The following is a 17,457-nucleotide window of genomic DNA, read 5'->3' on the forward strand; positions in this document are numbered from 1 at the left end:
CCGCAATGCGATCACGCACGCATCCGAACACCGCGAGCGGAGCGGTCGAGACGCGTCCCTCCCGGCAACGAAGGCGGAGGCCGCCGCCTTCTAGGCTGAACGGATGCCACCCGCGACGCCGACCCCGCTCGCTTCGTGGCGTTTCTCGGGCACCCTCCGCCACTACCAGGCCGACGTGCTCGAGCGCGTCGACGTGGATGCCACGTCCCCGCTGCACATCGTCGCCCCACCGGGCTCGGGCAAGACCCTCCTCGGACTGCTGCTGGCAGCGCGCCGAGGCCGGCGCACCGTGGTGCTGGCCCCGACCACCACGATCCGCGCGCAGTGGGCGCGGGCGGCGGCATCCCTCGCGGCCGAACCGAGCGCGATCTCCCAGGACCCGGCGAGTCCCGGCGACCTCACCGCCCTGACGTACCAGGCCGTCAGCGTGCTCGACAGCGCCAACCCCCTCTCGGGGCTGGCGCGGACGCGCTGGCTGGCGGAGCTGGAAGCCGACGGCCGCTCGCCCGACGCCGCGGCCCGGTGGCTCGACGAGATGGAGGAGGGCAACCCGAAGGTCTACCGGCGTGGGATCGCGAGCCGGTCGCGCACCCTCCGCCGCCAGCTCGTGCGCGAGGACGCCGACGTGCTGGCTTCGGCGCTGCATCCGAACGCCCTCGCCCTCATCGACCGGCTCGTCTCCCACGGGGTGGAGACGATCGTGCTCGACGAGTGCCACCACCTGCTCGACCACTGGGCGCTCGTCGTGGCGACCCTGACGGCACGGCTGCGTTCCGCGGGACGCGAGCCGCTGCTCATCGGGCTCACCGCCACCCTGCCCTCGCCGGACGACGCCGACGAGTACGACAACTACACCTCTCTTCTGGGCGACGTCGACTACGAGGTGCCGGTGCCCGCCGTCGTCCGGGAGGGCAACCTCGCGCCCTACCGCGACCTCGTGCGCTTCGTGGAGCCCACACGCGAAGAGCTCGCGTTCCTGGGCGCACATGCCGAGGGGCTCGCCGTGCTGCTGCGTACGACGTTCGCACACGACACCGGCCGGCAATTTCTTGTGGACAAGCTCCAGCCGGAGCCCGAGCCGGAGCCCGAGCGGTCCGAGCTCGAACCGCCCGCCGCGCCGATGCCGGTCGAAGACGCGATCGACGCTCGCTTGGCGGCGGCGTTCGGCGACGACTTCGCCGGATCCGAAGCCGCAGCGGCGATGCTCGCGACCGTGGCTCCGCAGCATCCCCTTGTCGAGCGGTTGCCCCATGCCGCGCGGCGCCCGCCGACCACCGACGAGTCGCTGCGCCTCCTCGCCCGCTTCGGGCTCGACCGTCTCCTCCCGGATCCCTCCGAACAACCCCGCTGGGAGCGGATCCGACGCACGCTCGCCGACTTCGGCTACGCGCTCACCGACCGCGGCGTGCGCCGCGCCCGTGACCCTATCGACACGATGCTCGCGTCCTCGCTGGCGAAGGATCACGCCGCGTGCGACATTCTGCGCCTCGAGCGGGAGGCGCTCGGCGATGAGCGCCTGCGCGCGCTCGTCGTGACCGACTTCGCCGAGCACGGCAACAAGCACGGTGGACTTGTCGGCACCGCCGGAGCGCTCCGTACGTTCGCGACGCTGGTGGCGGATGCGGCGACCGTGCGCCTGCGACCGATTCTGGTGACCGGCGACCGCACCCGCATCGCCACGCGCGACGTCGACGTGCTCGTTCCCGCTCTCGGGCAGCTGCTGGGTGTGCCGGTCGCGTCGGCTCCGGTCCTCGGCGCGACGCAGGTGTCGGAGGTGCACGCGCCGGGGATCGGGGCGGCCACGCTCGTGCGCGCCGCATCCGTTCTGCTCATGCGCGGCACCGTGCAGGTCGTCGTCGGCACGCGCGGGCTCTTCGGCGAGGGCTGGGATTGCCCGGCTGTCAACACGCTCATCGACCTGACGGCGGTGGCGACGGCGTCGGCGACCCAGCAACTGCGCGGACGCACCCTGCGCCTCGACCCGGCCTGGCCCGCGAAGGTCGCGCACAACTGGACCGTCACGACGGTGCTTCCACCCTCGTTCCCGCTCGAGTCCCAGCCCGACGCGACGCGGCTGCGTCGCAAGCACGCGCGTCTGTGGGGCCTCGACAGCGACGAGCCGTCGCGCGTGGTGCGCGGGCTCTCGGTCGCACTGACGGCCGAGCAGCGTGAAGGACTGCAGCGAGTGGTGGCGAAGGATGCTGCGATGTCCGTCGACGCGCTGAATGATCTGCTCGCGCTGCCGGCGCGATCCCGCACCCGAGCCGACTGGCGGATCGGCGAGGAGTACGTCGACCGCGAGAGCGTGAGTGCGCTGGTGGCCCGGCGGCCGCAGCATCCGGTTTTCCGCACCAGCGAGCCGGTGTCCCGCGCCTTGGGCGGCGCGTTCGGGGGAGTGGCGGTGGCCACCCTGGTTGGGGCGGCGGGCGCTCCCTTCGCCGGACTCGCCCTCGCCGCACCCGAAGCCGGCATGGTCGCGGGTGTCGCGGCGCTCGGGCTCGGGCTCATCGCGGCGGCTCCGCTCGGGCGCGCCAGGCGCCAGGCGCGAACGCAGTCCGCGAATACCGCCGAGGCGTACCGGCGCATCGCCGCGGTGGTGTGGGAGGTGCTCCGCCGCGCCGGAAGGGTCGCCGACATCGAGGCGTCCGTGCTCGTGGACGAGGGGACGCCTCAGCGCGGACTCGTGCCCATCACCATCGCGGCGCCGACGGCTTCGGTCGCCGATCAGCGGACGCTTTCCGAGGCGCTCGGTGAGCTGTTCGGGGTGGTGCGCACCCCGCGCTTCCTCCTCGAGACGGGTCGGGGAGGGCGTTCGCCGGTCGTGCGCTGGGTGCTGCGGAGATTCACGCGGCAGGACCGACCGCGGCATTTCCTCTCCGTGCCATCCGCGATCGGACGTCGCCGCGACGATGCCGAGCAGTTCGCCGCGTCGTGGGAGCGCGAGGTTGGCCCGTGCGTCCTGCACGCGATGGATCGCCCCGGCCAGCTCGCGTTGATGGCCCACGCGCGTCGCGGGGGCGACGTGCTGTCGGCGCCCGTCACGCGTGAGGAATGGCGCTAGGCGCAGCATCGTCCCCTGCCGCCTCCGGATGCCTCGGCAGCCGCACCTCGGGTACCGGGCTGATGACCGCCTGGCGTTCTACCAGCCGTCGACGATCGACATGAAGCCGGCGAAGGCGAACAGGCCGGGCACGAGGTAGAGCGATGCGCGGAAGACATACCACGCCACCGCGCCGATGACCGGGCCGAACCCGGTGCTCCGATCGCGCACCTGCAGGCGACGTCCGGTCGGTCCGATGACTGCCGGGGGCGGCACCCACGCGGTGTCGGGGTCGTCCAGTGCCGCGCGCACCGCCCGCAGGGCCACCGGCACCTCCTGCCCGGGCACCCGCTCGTCCAGATACCGGCGCGCTTTCGAGGTGACCCGTGGCGCAACGTGCTCGAGGACGGCGCCCACCGCTTCCCACTGCTCCGCCGTGAAGAAATCGGCGCCCGGCGATGTGAAGAACACGAGCATGTCGTCGACGATCTCCACGTTGTACGCGCTCGCGTGGTCGACCAGGGCTGCCATGAGGTCGGGCGTCAAGACGTAGAGCGCGTCCTGGCCGTACGCGACGGGGGAGTACACGCGGAACCACCGGTCGAAGTCGCCCTCGAGCGAGAGCCGCTGTCCGCGGTCCACCCCCGCCGGCAGGTCGCTCCCACCCCGGTTGTTCGTCGTCGCGTCGAGGATCAGGTGCGGAAGCGGCGCGGGGAGCGCCACCGCGATGTAGTGCCACTCCGTGGCCCTCGGCGAACGCGCCTTGAGGCTTCCGAACTCGACGCCGGGAGCGGCGAACCGGGGGTACTCCCGTACACCCACGCTGGAACCGGTGATGAGCGAGGCGAACGTCGCTCTCTCGCTCGCCCGCGGCTCGAACCCGTTCGCGAGTGCGGTGAGGGTGCGGCGCCACGACTTCAGTCGCGTACGCGGCGAGGGGGGTCGCTTCGTCGCGCGGTAGAGGAAGAGAGTCGCCACCAGCCACACCGCCAGGACGGGCATCGTCACCGCGAGCACCGCCAAGTCGTCGGGGCGCACCACACCGTCCTGCATGCCGTCGACCCGCACGCCGACGAACATGAAGACGACGAACATGTACCAGAGCACCAGGCAGTTGTTGACGTGGAGGAGCACCTGACGCTTCGTCGGCATCCAGCTCGGCCGCGAGTCGCGGCGCACCGTGGCCATGGCCGCCGCCACCTCGTCGACGGGCGCGCTCATCCACCGCAGGTCCATGATCGCCTCCCCGGCCGCGAGGCTGGTCACTGTTCGATTCAGTCAATCATCCGGCGCGGCCGTGCTCGTCACTCGCCGCGCCGGCGCCCGCGAGATGAGGTCCGGCTCGCGATCGGATGCTGCGGGCGAGGAGTGGCGCTCGTGTCCGGCTCGATGTCGGAGGTCGGTTCTAGTCTTTTGCCATGTCCACAGATCGCATCGACCCGGCGGAAGAGCCCGCCGACGACGTCGATTCGCTGTGGGATGACGACCCAGGTCTGGCCGAGATGCTCGACTCGATCGATCTGGTGACGGAAGTGTCGACGATGATGTCGGTGTTCGCGGCACAGCGGTTCGAACGCGTCGAAGCGATGCACCGGGAGGCTCTGACCGAGCTGGAGACGTTCCGTGGGGCGAGCCTGGAGATCATCGAACGTTCGCTGCGCCTGGAGTTGGCCGCGGCACTGCAGATGACCGAGCGCGCGGCAGATCGGATGCTCATCACCGCCGAAGGGCTGGTCGTCCGCTATCCCGCGATGCTCGGCTCCTTGCACGCCGGGCGCACGACGGAACGTCATGCCGAGGTTCTCGTGGAGCTGGTCGACACGGTCGAGGCGGAGTTGCGTGACCAGGTCGTCCCGATCGCTGTCGAGCTGGCGGAGGTGCACCCGCTGGGCACGTTCCGCCGTCTGTTGCGCAAGCTTGTCGAGACGGTCCGGTCGGCGACGCTGGAAGAGCGCTATCGTGACGCGATCGCACAACGCCGAGTCGTCATCGAACCGTCCGAGGATGGTATGGCGTGGCTGCTCATCCACCTGCCGGCGGTCGAGGCGCAGGCGGTGCACGACCGCGTCACCGCTATCGCGAAGGTGCTCGGCGCGGAGGAAGGTGAAGAGCGCACGCTCGATCAGCTGCGCGCCGACGTGGTGGGCGACCTGCTCGTCGAAGGTGTCGTCAACGCGCACCCCGAGGCGGCCCACGGTATCCGCGCGACCGTTGCGGTCACTGTTCCGGTTCTGGCACTGCTGAGCGACGAGTTGGCCGCGCGCAGCGAGCCCGCCACGGTGGAGGGGGTGGGTCCGATCCCCATTGCTCGGGCGCGTGAGCTGTGCGGCACCGCGGAGAGCTGGATGCGAATCCTTACCCACCCCGAGAACGGGATGGTCCTCTCCGTCGGACGAAAGAAATACCGGCCTCCGGCGCCGCTTCGGCGACTGGTCCGCTGGCGGGCCGAGCGATGTATGGGACCAGGATGCGGCCTGCCCGCCTCCCGATGCCAGATCGACCATCAAACCGCTTGGGAGGAGGGCGGACGAACGGAACTGTCCAACCTCGCGCCGCTGTGCCAAGGGCACCACACCGTCAAGCATCATGGCGGCTGGCGGGTACGTCAGAAAGAAGGCAGCGGCGGCGCGATCGAGTGGACCTCGCCCCTCGGCCGGCAGTACGTCGTCGAACCCGAACGCCGGGTCCCGGTCTTCCACGCTGCCTGAGCGCGTCCGGTCATCGCACGCGGTTCCGCGTGGCCGTCGGAGAACTTCGGGAGAGCGGGTTGCGGGGAACATTTCGCCCCCCGCCAGCGTTTGCTAGTCTTGAGTGTCACTCGTGTGGCTCGTTCCGCACGTCCGGGCTCCGGCTCGGTGACATCGCACGAAATCAATCCGCTTCGCTTCGGCTCGCGCCGTTTCGTCTCGGTCGCTGTGCGTCTTCGTTCAACGATCGTATGGCTGCGGAATGTTTCACTCCCAACCGGGGGTGGGGCACGAGCAGAAGCCCGACACAAACCCAACTAGGACAACCCACTACATGACTACCGCAACGACCGCCCCGGCCACCAAGCAGGTCGCGATCAACGACATCGGCTCTGCTGAAGACTTCCTGGCCGCGGTCGAACTGACTCTGAAGTTCTTCAACGACGGCGACCTCATCGAAGGCACCGTCGTGAAGATTGACCGCGACGAGGTGCTGCTCGACGTCGGTTACAAGACCGAGGGTGTCATCCCCTCGCGTGAACTTTCCATCAAGCACGACGTTGACCCCAATGAGGTCGTCAAGGTCGGCGACCACGTCGAGGCGCTGGTTCTCCAGAAGGAGGACAAAGAAGGCCGCCTCATCCTGTCCAAGAAGCGTGCGCAGTACGAGCGCGCCTGGGGCGACGTGGAGAAGATCAAGGAGACCGACGGTGTTGTCACCGGCTCCGTGATCGAGGTCGTCAAGGGTGGCCTCATCGTCGACATCGGCCTCCGTGGCTTCCTGCCGGCGTCGCTCATCGAGCTGCGCCGCGTCCGGGACCTCACGCCGTACCTCGGCCAGGAGATCGAGGCGAAGATCCTCGAGCTCGACAAGAACCGCAACAACGTGGTTCTCTCGCGCCGCGCTCTGCTGGAGCAGACGCAGTCCGAGTCGCGCTCGAACTTCCTCAACAACCTGCACAAGGGCCAGGTCCGCAAGGGCACGGTCTCGTCCATCGTCAACTTCGGTGCGTTCGTCGACCTGGGTGGCGTGGACGGCCTCGTGCACGTCTCCGAGCTCTCGTGGAAGCACATCGAGCACGCTTCTGAGGTCGTCGAGGTTGGCCAGGAGGTCACCGTCGAGATCCTCGAGGTCGACCTGGACCGCGAGCGTGTCTCCCTGTCGCTCAAGGCGACGCAGGAAGACCCGTGGCAGGTCTTCGCCCGCACCCACGCGATCGGCCAGATCGCACCGGGCAAGGTCACCAAGCTCGTTCCGTTCGGTGCGTTCGTTCGCGTCGCAGACGGCATCGAGGGCCTCGTGCACATCTCCGAGCTGTCGGGCCGCCACGTCGAGCTCGCCGAGCAGGTCGTGTCGGTCGGCGAAGAGGTCTTCGTCAAGATCATCGACATCGACCTCGAGCGTCGCCGCATCTCGCTCTCGCTCAAGCAGGCGAACGAGTCGGTCGACCCGTTCGGCACCGAGTTCGACCCGGCCCTCTACGGCATGGCCACCGAGTACGACGAGCGCGGGGAGTACAAGTACCCCGAGGGCTTCGACTCGGAGACCAACGCCTGGCTCGAAGGATTCGACGAGCAGCGCGAGAAGTGGGAGCAGGAGTACGCCGCTGCCCAGGCTCGCTGGGAGGCTCACAAGGCCGCCGTCGCCAAGGCCCTCGAGGCCGAGGCGAACGCTCCGGCCCCGAGCGCGGATGCTCCGGTCTCGACCGGTGGCGGAGGGTCGTACTCCTCGGAGTCGGCTTCGGCCGGCACCCTGGCCGACGACGCTGCTCTCGCCGCTCTGCGCGAGAAGCTCTCGGGTCGCTGATCCAGCGCTGAGCTGACGCTCCACGCGAGTGGGCCGGAACCTTCGGGTTCCGGCCCACTTTCGTCTTCCCGGTCGAGGGTGGACCCCATCAGAGATCAGCTGGCCGACCGCGAAGCGTGGCGGAGTACGCTCCCGCACATGCCCGGCCGCATGCACTTCGACGCGCACGCCTCGGAGTACGAGGACGCCCGCCCGGCATATCCGCCCGAGCTGTGGCTCATCTCGATGCGGCGGGCGTGATCCGCCGACACGTGATCCGCGGCGTACGGCCTGCCTATGCGCATTAGCCGGTAAGCTATTAGCTATAGGTAACCCCGAAGCGAGGGAGGCCCGGTGCCCAGAGCGGGAGTCACGGTCACGCGGGTGGTGGCCACCGGCGCGGAGCTGGCGGACGAGATCGGTTTCGAGCACGTGAGCGTCGCAGCTGTCGCACGGCGGCTCGGGGTGCAGACCGCGAGCCTCTACTCGCACATCCGAAGCACCCTCGAACTGAGCCAGGGAATCACCCTTCTCGCGCTCGAGGAGCTTGCCGACCGCGCCGCGGATGCTGTCGCCGGGCTCTCGCGTCGCGATGCGGTGGCCGCACTGATGAACGCATACCGCGACTACGCGCGAGCATTTCCCGGCCGGTTCGCCGCGACGCTCGCTCCACTGGACGCGGACACGGCGGCATCCAGCGCCGGCCCCCGGCACGCCCGGCTGTCGGAGGCGGTGCTCCGGGGTTACGGGCTCGACGTGGCGAGCACCGTTCACGCCGTGCGGTTGCTCGGCAGCACCACCCGCGGCTTCATCACACTGGAGATGAGCGGAAGCTTCTCCCACAGTGCGCCGCCCTCTGAAGAGAGCTGGTCGGCCACCATCGTCGCGCTCGACGCGCTCTTCACCCATTGGCCCGAATCGTTGCCACCTCTGGAGGCGTGACGAATGACCCGTTCCGAACTTGTGACCGTGCCTCTCACGGACTCCCTCGTACGGGGGGCGATGGAGCTGGAACGGACCGACGCCGGGATCCTGCCGCATCGCCTACCCTCCTGGGCGCGATCCGAAGCCGCCGATGGGCAGCTGGCGATGGTCGAGTCCCAGCCCTCCGGGGTCCGACTGGCCTTCCGCACCGCCGCATCGGTCATCGAACTGGACGTGCGGCGCACGCGAGTGGCGTATGCGGGCCTTCCGCCTCGGCCCGACGGCATCGTCGATCTCGTGGTCGACGGCATCCCGGTCGGGCGCTCGGCGACCACGGGCGGCATCGCGGTCACCGTCGATACGACGACGGGGGAGCGGTCGATCGACAACGGACCGGTGGCGACGCTGCGGTTCGGCGACCTCGCCGCGGAGCCCAAGCATGTCGAACTGTGGCTCCCGCACAACGAGACGCTCGAGATCCTCGGACTCCGCGCCGACGCCCCGGTCGAGCCGCTCGATCCGGGAGCGCCGGTGTGGCTCCACCACGGCAGTTCCATCAGTCAGGGGTCCAACGCCGCCGGTCCGCTCGGGACCTGGCCAGCGGTCGCCGCGCGGATCGCCGGGGTCGAACTGACCAATCTCGGCTTCGGCGGGAGCGCCCTCATGGACCCCTTCGTCGCACGGGTCATGCGGGATACTCCCGCGGATGTGATCAGCCTGAAGCTCGGGATCAACCTGGTGAACACCGATCTCATGCGGATGCGGGCGTTCAGGCCGGCCGTGCATGGCTTCCTCGACACCATCCGCGAGGGGCACCCGACCGCGCCGCTGATCGTCGTGTCGCCCATCTTCTGCGGGATCCATGAGAACACGCCCGGGCCGGGCGCCTTCGACCCGGAAGCGCTCGGACGCGGGGAGATGCGGTTCATCGCGACGGGTGACCCTGCCGAGCGCGCCGCGGGAAAGCTGACGCTCGTGAGCATCCGCGAGGAGCTCGCCCGCATCGTGGCAGAGCGGCGCCCCGCCGACCCGAACCTCCATTACCTCGACGGATTGCGGCTCTACGGCGAGCAGGACTCCCTCGCGCATCCGCTTCCGGACGGGCTGCATCCTGACGCGGAGACGCATCGCCTCATCGGCGAGCGGTTCGCCGGCCAGGCCTTCGCCGGCACGCTCGGCTGGGGACAGAGCCTTTCCTGATCGCGGTCCGGGCACCGCCACGGGTCAGCCGGTGGTACCGGATCCGCGGATCAGCGTGGCACCTCAGCACGATGTGCACGGCGTCGGCGTTCCGTAGCGTCGGACGCATGATCACAGCGGAAGGCCTCACGAAGAGGTTCGGAGACAAGACGGCCGTCGACGACGTGTCGTTCACGGTGAGCCCGGGAAAGGTCACGGGGTTCCTCGGCCCCAACGGCGCCGGCAAATCCACGACGATGCGCATGATCGTGGGCCTTGACCGGCCGACGTCCGGCCGTAGCACCGTCAACGGCAGCGACTACCGGCGGCTGCGCGCACCTCTCACCGAAGTCGGGATCCTCCTCGATGCCAAGGCGGTGCACACCGGCCGCACCGCGCGGAACCACCTGCGCGCCATGGCCGCGACCCACGGCATCCCCGCCTCCCGTGTCGACGAGGTCGTGGACCTCACCGGCATCGGTTCGGTCGCCGGGAAGCGCGCCGGCACGTTCTCGCTCGGCATGGGTCAGCGCCTCGGCCTGGCCGCGGCGCTGCTCGGCGACCCGCACACGCTCATCCTCGACGAGCCCGTCAATGGACTCGACCCCGAGGGCGTGCGGTGGGTGCGGCAGTTCGTCCGCCGCATCGCCGCCGAGGGGCGCACGGTGCTGCTGTCCAGCCACCTCATGAGCGAGATGGCGCAGACCGCCGACCACGTCATCGTGCTCGGGCGAGGAAAGGTGCTGGCGGATGCTCCGCTGCACGACCTCGTGCAGGCCTGGACGACAGCGGCCGTCCGGGTGCGCACACCGCGCGCGAGCGAGCTGGCTGCGGCCGTCTCCGGGCCGGGTGTAGAGGTCGTCGCGATGAGCCCCGACGTGCTCGACATCCACGGGGTCCCAGCCCCGCGCATCGGCGATCTCGCCGCCGAACACGGCATTCCCCTCCACGAACTGACCCCGACCACCGGATCCCTGGAAGAGGCCTACCTCGCCCTGACCGGCGAAGCTGTCGAGTACCGGACGAAGGAGCTGGCATGACCCCCGCATCCGCCACATCGGTATCGCCGGAGACACGGACGAGTCCCTACCGGCTCACCTTCCCTCGGGTTCTCCGCAGCGAGTGGATCAAGCTGTCCACGCTGCGATCGACCTGGTGGTCGATCGGCATCGTCGCGCTGCTCACGATCGGGATCGCGCTCCTCGTCGCGCTGGCCGTGGACGGTCCGGGCTTCGCGGGCATCCAGGCGGTCATCCTGCCGGTCCAGTTCACGATGCTGCTCGCCGGCATCCTCGGGGTGCTCGCGGTGACCGGGGAGTACTCCACCGGGATGATCCGGTCGACCCTCACCGCCGACCCGAGCCGCGGGTCGGTCCTCGCGGCGAAGGCCGTCGTGGTCGCCGGACTGATGTTCGCGGCATCGCTCGTGATCTTCGTCGGCGCAGCCCTCGCGATCACTCCGATCCTCGAACCGAGAGGCAACGGGATCGCGTGGGGCGCGGCCGACGAATCGTTCCTGCCGCTCCTGGCGGCGGCGTTCTCGATGGCGATCTTCGCCCTTCTCGGGGCGGCATGGGGGTTCCTCCTGCGCAGTGGCGCCGGCGCGATCGCGGCCTCGGTCGGGCTCCTCTTCGTCCTGCCGATCGTGGTGAGCATCTTCCCGGCCTTCGATCCCACGGCATGGCAGTGGGTCACCGATCTGAGCGCGTACTTGCCGCCGGCTGCGTCACAGAGCCTCATCCTGCCGCTGGCCGACAACGCGCTGAGCGCCACAGTGTCGCTCGTCACCCTGTGCGGCTGGGCTGTCGCGGGCATGCTCGCCGCCTGGGCCGTGCTCCGGATGCGCGACGCGTAAAGTCGACGCCGTGCCGACCACGCGCAACCGCAGGTCCTCCTCGACCGCCGAGGAGGACCTGCGGCTGCCGCGTGCGCCGGGGCTCGTCCGGCAGTTCTGGGCGCGGCATCCGCTCTTCGCCGACATCCTGATCGCCCTGATCTGCCTGTCGCTCACCCTGCTCCCTGTCGTGCCTTTCCAGCCCGCTGAGCTGCGGGACACAGACTCGGCCGTCGACATGCCCTGGGCGTCTGCGATCCCACTGGCCGCGGCCGCGGCGGCATCGGTCCTCCTGGTGTGGCGCAGGAGGCGACCGACCCTCGTCTTCGCCGCGTGGTTCGTCAGCGCTGCGACCTTTCTGCTGTTCAATCCCACCGGCGGCAGCCCTCTCGTGCTCGTCGCCACCTATTCACTGGCCGTCTACCGATCCTCCCGCGCGTGCTGGGTCGGGTACGGCATCGCGATCGGGACGCTCGGTCTCCTGGGACTTGCTCTGGTGGGCAGCGGGAGCCTCACCCTGCAGACGGCGAGCACCGCGGTCATCGCGGAAGCGGTGCTCGGACTGATCGGTTCGCTCATCGGCGTCAACGTCGGCAACCGGAAGCGATACCTCGAAGCGGTGCTCGCCCGGTCGCGCCAGCTCCTCGTCGAACGCGACCAGCAGTCGCGCCTGGCCGCAGCAGCTGAGCGGGCGCGGATCGCGCGCGAGATGCACGACATCGTCTCGCACTCGCTCACCGTGGTCGTCGCGCTGTCCGAGGGCGCCGCGGCCACGCCCGACCGCGAGCGGGCGCGGAGCGCGATGGATGCGGCGGCCGCGACCGCACGCGAGGCGCTGACCGAGATGCGTGCCATGCTCGGCGTTCTCCGCGAGAGCGGACCGGATGCGCCCCTCACCCCCGTGGAGCCCGTGGCCCCCGAGGCCACCGTCGACGCAGCCCGGCGTGCGGGATTCCCGGTCACACTCATCGTCACGGGATCGTCCACCGGGTCGGATGCCGTGCGCTTCGCGATCGGGCGGATCGTGCAGGAGGGCGTGACCAATGCGATGCGCCACGCCCCGGATGCGACGGCCATCGAGGTGCGGATCGAGTACACGGATGCGGAGGTGCAGGTGACAGTGCGAAACGACGGGGCCTCCCGACCCATCGCGTCGGGAGGATTCGGCATCCGGGGCCTGATCGAACGGGCCGCGCACGTCGGCGGGACCGTGACGTCGGAGCTCATCCGCGACGGCTCGTGGGAGCTTCGCGCGGTGCTCCCCGCCGCTGCCGCCGCGGCGCGCGATCTGCCCGCGGAATTCTCAGCCACGGGGGAGTCGCGCGCATGAGCGACCCCATCCGCATCCTGCTGGTCGATGATCAGGAACTCATCCGCGTGGGATTCCGCCTCGTGCTCGAGGCGGAGGCCGACATGGTCGTCGTCGGGGAGGCCGCCGAGGGCGAGTCGGCCATCGCCCAGGCGGCCGCTCTGAAGCCCGACGTCATCCTCATGGACGTGCGGATGCCCGGGGTCGACGGCATCGCGGCGACCGAGCGGATCGTCCACGCGGACCCGCGCGCGAGAGTGCTCGTCCTCACCACTTTCGACCTCGACGAGTACGCATTCGGAGCCATCCAGGCCGGGGCGAGCGGGTTCCTGCTCAAGGACGTGCAGCGCGCTGACCTGACCGCCGCCATCCGCTCGGTCCACGGTGGAGACGCGGTCCTCGCGCCCCGCGTCACGCGCCGGCTGCTCGACCATGTCGCCTCGCGGATGCCGGGGACACCCGCCGGTCGCGACCCCGCGACGCTCCTCACCGAACGCGAGAACGAGGTCTTCCGCGCCATCGGACAGGGCCTCACGAACGCCGAGATCGCCCAGTCGCTGTTCCTCAGCGAATCGACGGTGAAGACACACGTCGGGCGCGTCCTGGCGAAGATCGCCGCCCGCGACCGTGTGCACGCCGTCATCCTCGCCCACCGCTGGGGTCATGCCGCCTTCGGTGACTCCGGCCCGGGTCTCTGAGCCGCCGGAGCGGTCGCTGTCATCGAAGTGCTGTCCGCGGCCGTCGTCGCGTGGCAATTCACCCGGGAAGACCCCGGCAGTGCGTGAGGGCATCGAAGCGTGGCGAGGCGAGGTGGAATCGCGGCCCGGCTCGCCCGTCCCCTAACGTGGGGGAGTGAGCGGCTTCACCGGACACCTGCGCGGAAGCCGCGAATACCGCCGGCTGCTCGCCGGCCTCTTCTTCGCCGGCGTCGCGACGTTCGCGCAGCTGTACTCGCCGCAGGCCGTCCTTCCCGTGATCGTCGACGACCTCGGCATCGCGCCGGCGACGGCGGCCCTCTCGATCTCCGCGTCGACGCTCGGACTCGCGGCGGCGGTCATCCCGTGGTCGATGGTGGCCGACCGGATAGGTCGCGTGCCGGCCATGGCGATCGGCATCGTCGCGGCGACGATCCTCGGGGTCGCCGCGCCGTTCGCGAGCGAGATCGGCGTCTTCCTCGTCATCCGCCTGGTCGAGGGAGCGGCGCTCGGCGCCGTGCCCGCCGTGGCGCTGGCGTACCTGAGCGAAGAAGTGGATGCGGGGCATGCGGCGGCGGCTGCGGGCAGCTACACCGCCGGAACCACCGTGGGTGGGCTCGCCGGGCGGCTCGTGTCGGGTCCGATCGCCGACCTCGCCCAGTGGCGCGCGGGAATGTGGGCTGTCGCTGCCCTGTGCGCGGCTGCGGCGGTGCTGTTCCTGTGGCTGGTCCCTCGGGCGCGCGGGTTCGTCCCGCACCGGCATCGTGCCCAGCAGGGCCCCCGCATCGCCGCGCGGCTCGCGGTCAACCTGCGCTCGCCCGTGCAGCTCGCTCTGTACGGGCAGGCGTTCCTCCTCATGGGTGCCTTCGTGGGGGTGTACAACTACCTCGGGTTCCACCTCACCGCCCCACCCTTCTCCCTCCCGGCGTGGATCGTCACGCTGCTGTTCCTCGCCTACCTCGCCGGCACCGCATCCTCGGCGTGGGCTGGTTCGCTGGCGACCCGGCATGGTCGGCTTCCGGTGCTGCTCTCCTCGATCGGATGCACCATCCTCGGCCTGCTGCTGATGTTCGTGCCGGCCGTGCCCGTCCTCCTGGCGGGGCTCGTCGTGTTCACAATCGGATTCTTCGGCGCGCACGCGCTGGCGTCGGGGTGGGCGCCGGCGGCGGCGCGGCCGGACTCGCGCGCGCAAGCCTCGTCGCTGTATTACCTCGGCTACTACGGGGGATCGAGCGTCTTCGGGTGGGCGCTGGGATGGGTCTTCGCCGACGTGGGGTGGGAGCCGTTCGTCGCCGCGGTCATCGTGATGTGCGTGGTGGCCGGTGTGCTCGCCGGTGCGGTGCTGCGCCGCAGCTGACCGACCCTTCGACGGGCGCCTCCAGCGGCGTACGCTTGGCCCTGTGCATCGCATCTTCCGCACCAGCTTCGCCTCCGTGTACCCGCTGTACGTCACGAAGGTGGAGAAGAAAGGTCGTGGCCGGAACGAGCTCGATGAAGTGATCGAGTGGCTCACCGGATTCGACGATGCCGCCCTGCGCCGGCACATCGCGCAGGGCACCACTTTCGAGGAATTCTTCGCTGCTGCGCACATGAATCCGAATTCGTCGCTCATCACCGGTGTCATCTGCGGGGTACGGGTCGAGGAGATCGACGATCCGCTGATGCAGAAGCTCCGGTATCTCGACAAGCTGGTCGACGAGCTGGCGAAGGGCAAGCCGCTCGAGAAGATCCTGCGTACCGCGTGACGCCCCAGCAGACGGCCGGCGGCGCCGCATCCGACTACTGGCGCGACGCCGGCGTGATCCTCGGTTGGAACCCTTCATTGTGGGACGAGTGGCCTGGTTCCTATGCAGCCGTGGTGGCCGCGGTCACCGACGGCTCGCCGTATGTGACGCAGTGGTCGGTGGGTTCGCGCCGCGAGGTGGAACCAGGGACGGATGCCTGGCTCCTGCGTCAAGGCGGCTCGTATGGGTTGATCGGGCACGGCACCGTGATGACGCATCCGTATGAGGACGTTCATTTCGCTGACCCGCGCCGCACCGCGAGCTTCGTGGATGTCGCGTTCGACGCCCTGCTGATCGAGAGCGAGCGCGTGCCGCGGGATCTCTTGGAGGTCGTTGTGCCGGAGGTGGCGTGGCGCTTCCAGTTCCGCTCCGGCAACCGTGTCGCGCCGGAGGCGAACCGGCGCCTTCGAGCTCTGTGGTCGGATGCGGTGGCCGCGGAGCCGTGAGGTAGCGGGTCGTCTGCGAGAGCGGTCCGCTGCTCCGGGTTCGCCGGCGGGAGGCAGGGCCGGTCACCGCGCGGTGCGCAGCGGGGATGCCCATCCGAGCACCGCGGCAGCGACGAAAACGGCGATCACCATGAGGATCGCGCCGCGGTCACCGGCGAGGGACACGAGTGCCCCGCCGCCGACCGCCCCCACCGCGGCCGCGGTGCGATTCGCCGACCTCATCGTCGCGTTCACCCTCCCCAGCAACGCGCTCGGGGTCGCCTGCTGCCGCAGGCTCATCTCATTCGCATTCTCGACACCGCCGGCGAGCCCGTGCAGCGCCGCGCCGGCCAGGAGGAGCGCCATGGTGGCGACGCCGGCGGTCGGTGCCGCGAGGACCAGCGACCAGGCGATCGGATAGGCGAAGCGGGCGGCCACGATGGAACGCCCCGATCCCCAACGTCGACCTACCGTGGCCGCGAGGGACGCCCCGCCCAGCGCCGAGACCCCGAAGACCGCGAGCAGGACACTGTAGAAGACCGGCCCGAGATCGAGGGTGCCCAGCACCAGGATGGCGAGAACGGTGAGACCGGCGGCGTTGGCGATGAACCACACGTGCGTCGACACCGCGAGCGGAGCCAGGACGCGGTGGCGGTACGTCCAGCGCAGCCCGTCGGCGATCTGTCTGCCCAAACGCACCTGTCCGGCGGGAGCGCCCGTCTCCCGCACCCGCATGCGTGCGATCAGCACTGCGTCGATGACGTAGCTGACCGCGTCCACGAGAATCGTCACGGGTGCGCCGATCACGCCCACGAGGATGCCGCCGATGGGCGGGCCGGCGGTCTGTGCGGCTGCGTCCCCCTGATCCAGCCTCGCATTGGCCGACAGCAGCCGATCGCGCGGCACGACGTCGGGGAGCAGCGACTGGGACGCGGCCATGCCGAACACCGCACACGCCCCGAATACGAGGAGGATGGCCACCAGCATCCCGAGTGAGAGGACGTCGAGCCACCACAGCACGGGGATCGCCGCCAGTGCCGCCGCCCGCCCGCAGCTGGCCACGACGAGCACCGCTTGGCGAGGCCATCGATCGACGTACGCTCCGGCGAGGAGTCCGAGCAACGCGTACGGGACGAACTGCGCCGCGTTCACGATTCCGACGCCGAGCGGGTCTGCGCGCAGATCGTCGATCACGAGCACGGGCAGCGCCACCGCTGTGAGCGTCGTGCCGAGCGAACTCAGCGTCGACGCCGTCCACAACCGTGCGAATGCGCCGGGGCGAGGGCTGCCGTCGTGTGGGGACATCCGTCCCATTGTGGCCTGCGCCGCGGGGCCTGCCGGGCAGCGCACCTCGCGGGCTGCGCTCCTGCCTCAGCGGCCCCGAGGGCGGGTGCGGCCGGATGCCGCGCGGCGGCCGCACCCCGTCGCCACTTCCTCGTGCCAGCGGCGAAGGTGCTGCGGGTGGAAGAACTCCTGCGCCAGGAGCCACCCGTAGCCGGCGTCGACGCCGACCTCGTGCTTCCACATCCACGCGCCGGACAGGGGTGCGGAGACGATGATGAGGGCCACGAGCGACAGCCCGAGCCACAGTTCGGCGGGCCGTGTCATCAGAACCACCAGCGCGAGCAGGACGGCCAGTGTGGCCGCGGCGGCCCCCGGGATCACACGTACGCGTGGTACTCGTGCGATCCCGGTGGCGAGCCCGGTCCCGATGCCGGCGATCAACAGCAGGATCGTCAGCGTCAGGTCGTTCATGCTTCCTCGCATCTGTTCGGTGGGGGGTATCCGACGACG

At 70.1% G+C, this 17,457-nt stretch carries 15 protein-coding genes; 12 read left to right on the forward strand and 3 right to left on the reverse strand.

Features of this window, described 5'->3' with window-relative positions; genetic code table 11:
- Nucleotides 1-103 precede the first annotated feature (103 nt).
- Nucleotides 104-3,061, forward strand: a complete 2,958-nt coding sequence (locus tag AC4FS2_RS04850; RefSeq protein ID WP_491176407.1) for a DEAD/DEAH box helicase family protein — start codon at nt 104-106, stop codon at nt 3,059-3,061.
- A gap of 78 nt (nt 3,062-3,139) precedes the next feature.
- Here AC4FS2_RS04850 and AC4FS2_RS04855 read toward each other — a convergent pair whose 3' ends face one another.
- Nucleotides 3,140-4,306 carry a hypothetical protein gene (locus tag AC4FS2_RS04855; protein ID WP_491153175.1) on the reverse strand — a complete coding sequence of 389 codons (1,167 nt, stop codon included), beginning with the start codon at nt 4,304-4,306 and terminating at the stop codon, nt 3,140-3,142.
- Between the two features lie 152 nt (nt 4,307-4,458).
- On the opposite strand from AC4FS2_RS04855, the gene AC4FS2_RS04860 reads away from it, so the two are divergent.
- From AC4FS2_RS04860 to AC4FS2_RS04910, 11 genes are all read left to right on the forward strand, one after another.
- Entirely contained in the window at nt 4,459-5,748 is a 1,290-nt protein-coding gene (locus AC4FS2_RS04860) for an HNH endonuclease signature motif containing protein (protein WP_491176409.1), read from the forward strand.
- 313 nt (nt 5,749-6,061) lie between these two features.
- Nucleotides 6,062-7,534 (forward strand): 30S ribosomal protein S1, encoded by a 1,473-nt coding sequence (rpsA, locus tag AC4FS2_RS04865; RefSeq protein ID WP_491153173.1) that lies wholly within the window; start codon nt 6,062-6,064, stop codon nt 7,532-7,534.
- A 333-nt stretch (nt 7,535-7,867) separates the two neighbouring features.
- Nucleotides 7,868-8,455 carry a TetR/AcrR family transcriptional regulator gene (locus tag AC4FS2_RS04870; RefSeq protein ID WP_491153172.1) on the forward strand — a complete coding sequence of 196 codons (588 nt, stop codon included), beginning with the start codon at nt 7,868-7,870 and terminating at the stop codon, nt 8,453-8,455.
- A 3-nt stretch (nt 8,456-8,458) separates the two neighbouring features.
- Complete coding sequence (locus AC4FS2_RS04875) at nt 8,459-9,637, forward strand: SGNH/GDSL hydrolase family protein (protein WP_491153171.1); 1,179 nt, start codon at nt 8,459-8,461, stop codon at nt 9,635-9,637.
- Nucleotides 9,638-9,744: 107 nt separating this feature from the next.
- Complete coding sequence (locus AC4FS2_RS04880; RefSeq protein WP_491153170.1) at nt 9,745-10,656, forward strand: ABC transporter ATP-binding protein; 912 nt, start codon at nt 9,745-9,747, stop codon at nt 10,654-10,656.
- Nucleotides 10,653-11,471 carry an ABC transporter permease gene (locus AC4FS2_RS04885; RefSeq protein ID WP_491153169.1) on the forward strand — a complete coding sequence of 273 codons (819 nt, stop codon included), beginning with the start codon at nt 10,653-10,655 and terminating at the stop codon, nt 11,469-11,471. Before AC4FS2_RS04880 ends, AC4FS2_RS04885 begins: the two co-directional genes overlap by 4 nt.
- Nucleotides 11,472-11,481: 10 nt before the next feature.
- Complete coding sequence (locus AC4FS2_RS04890) at nt 11,482-12,780, forward strand: sensor histidine kinase (protein WP_491176410.1); 1,299 nt, start codon at nt 11,482-11,484, stop codon at nt 12,778-12,780.
- Entirely contained in the window at nt 12,777-13,457 is a 681-nt protein-coding gene (locus tag AC4FS2_RS04895) for a response regulator (RefSeq protein WP_491176412.1), read from the forward strand. The genes AC4FS2_RS04890 and AC4FS2_RS04895 overlap by 4 nt, the downstream gene beginning before the upstream one ends.
- A 154-nt stretch (nt 13,458-13,611) precedes the next feature.
- Nucleotides 13,612-14,811, forward strand: a complete 1,200-nt coding sequence (locus tag AC4FS2_RS04900) for an MFS transporter (protein WP_491176414.1) — start codon at nt 13,612-13,614, stop codon at nt 14,809-14,811.
- A 43-nt stretch (nt 14,812-14,854) separates the two neighbouring features.
- Nucleotides 14,855-15,199, forward strand: coding sequence for a DUF2200 domain-containing protein (locus AC4FS2_RS04905; protein WP_491176415.1), 345 nt, complete (start codon nt 14,855-14,857; stop codon nt 15,197-15,199).
- Nucleotides 15,196-15,684: a hypothetical protein gene (locus AC4FS2_RS04910; RefSeq protein WP_491176417.1), complete on the forward strand. Its 489-nt coding sequence runs from the start codon at nt 15,196-15,198 to the stop codon at nt 15,682-15,684. The genes AC4FS2_RS04905 and AC4FS2_RS04910 overlap by 4 nt, the downstream gene beginning before the upstream one ends.
- Before the next feature lie 63 nt (nt 15,685-15,747).
- On the opposite strand, the gene AC4FS2_RS04915 is transcribed toward AC4FS2_RS04910, so the two are convergent.
- Together AC4FS2_RS04915 and AC4FS2_RS04920 are read right to left on the reverse strand one after the other, a co-directional pair.
- Nucleotides 15,748-16,968 (reverse strand): MFS transporter, encoded by a 1,221-nt coding sequence (locus tag AC4FS2_RS04915; protein ID WP_491176419.1) that lies wholly within the window; start codon nt 16,966-16,968, stop codon nt 15,748-15,750.
- A gap of 66 nt (nt 16,969-17,034) precedes the next feature.
- Nucleotides 17,035-17,418, reverse strand: coding sequence for a hypothetical protein (locus AC4FS2_RS04920; protein WP_491176421.1), 384 nt, complete (start codon nt 17,416-17,418; stop codon nt 17,035-17,037).
- Between the last annotated feature and the right edge of the window lie 39 nt (nt 17,419-17,457).

This window comes from Microbacterium sp. Z10_103, assembly GCF_058310455.1.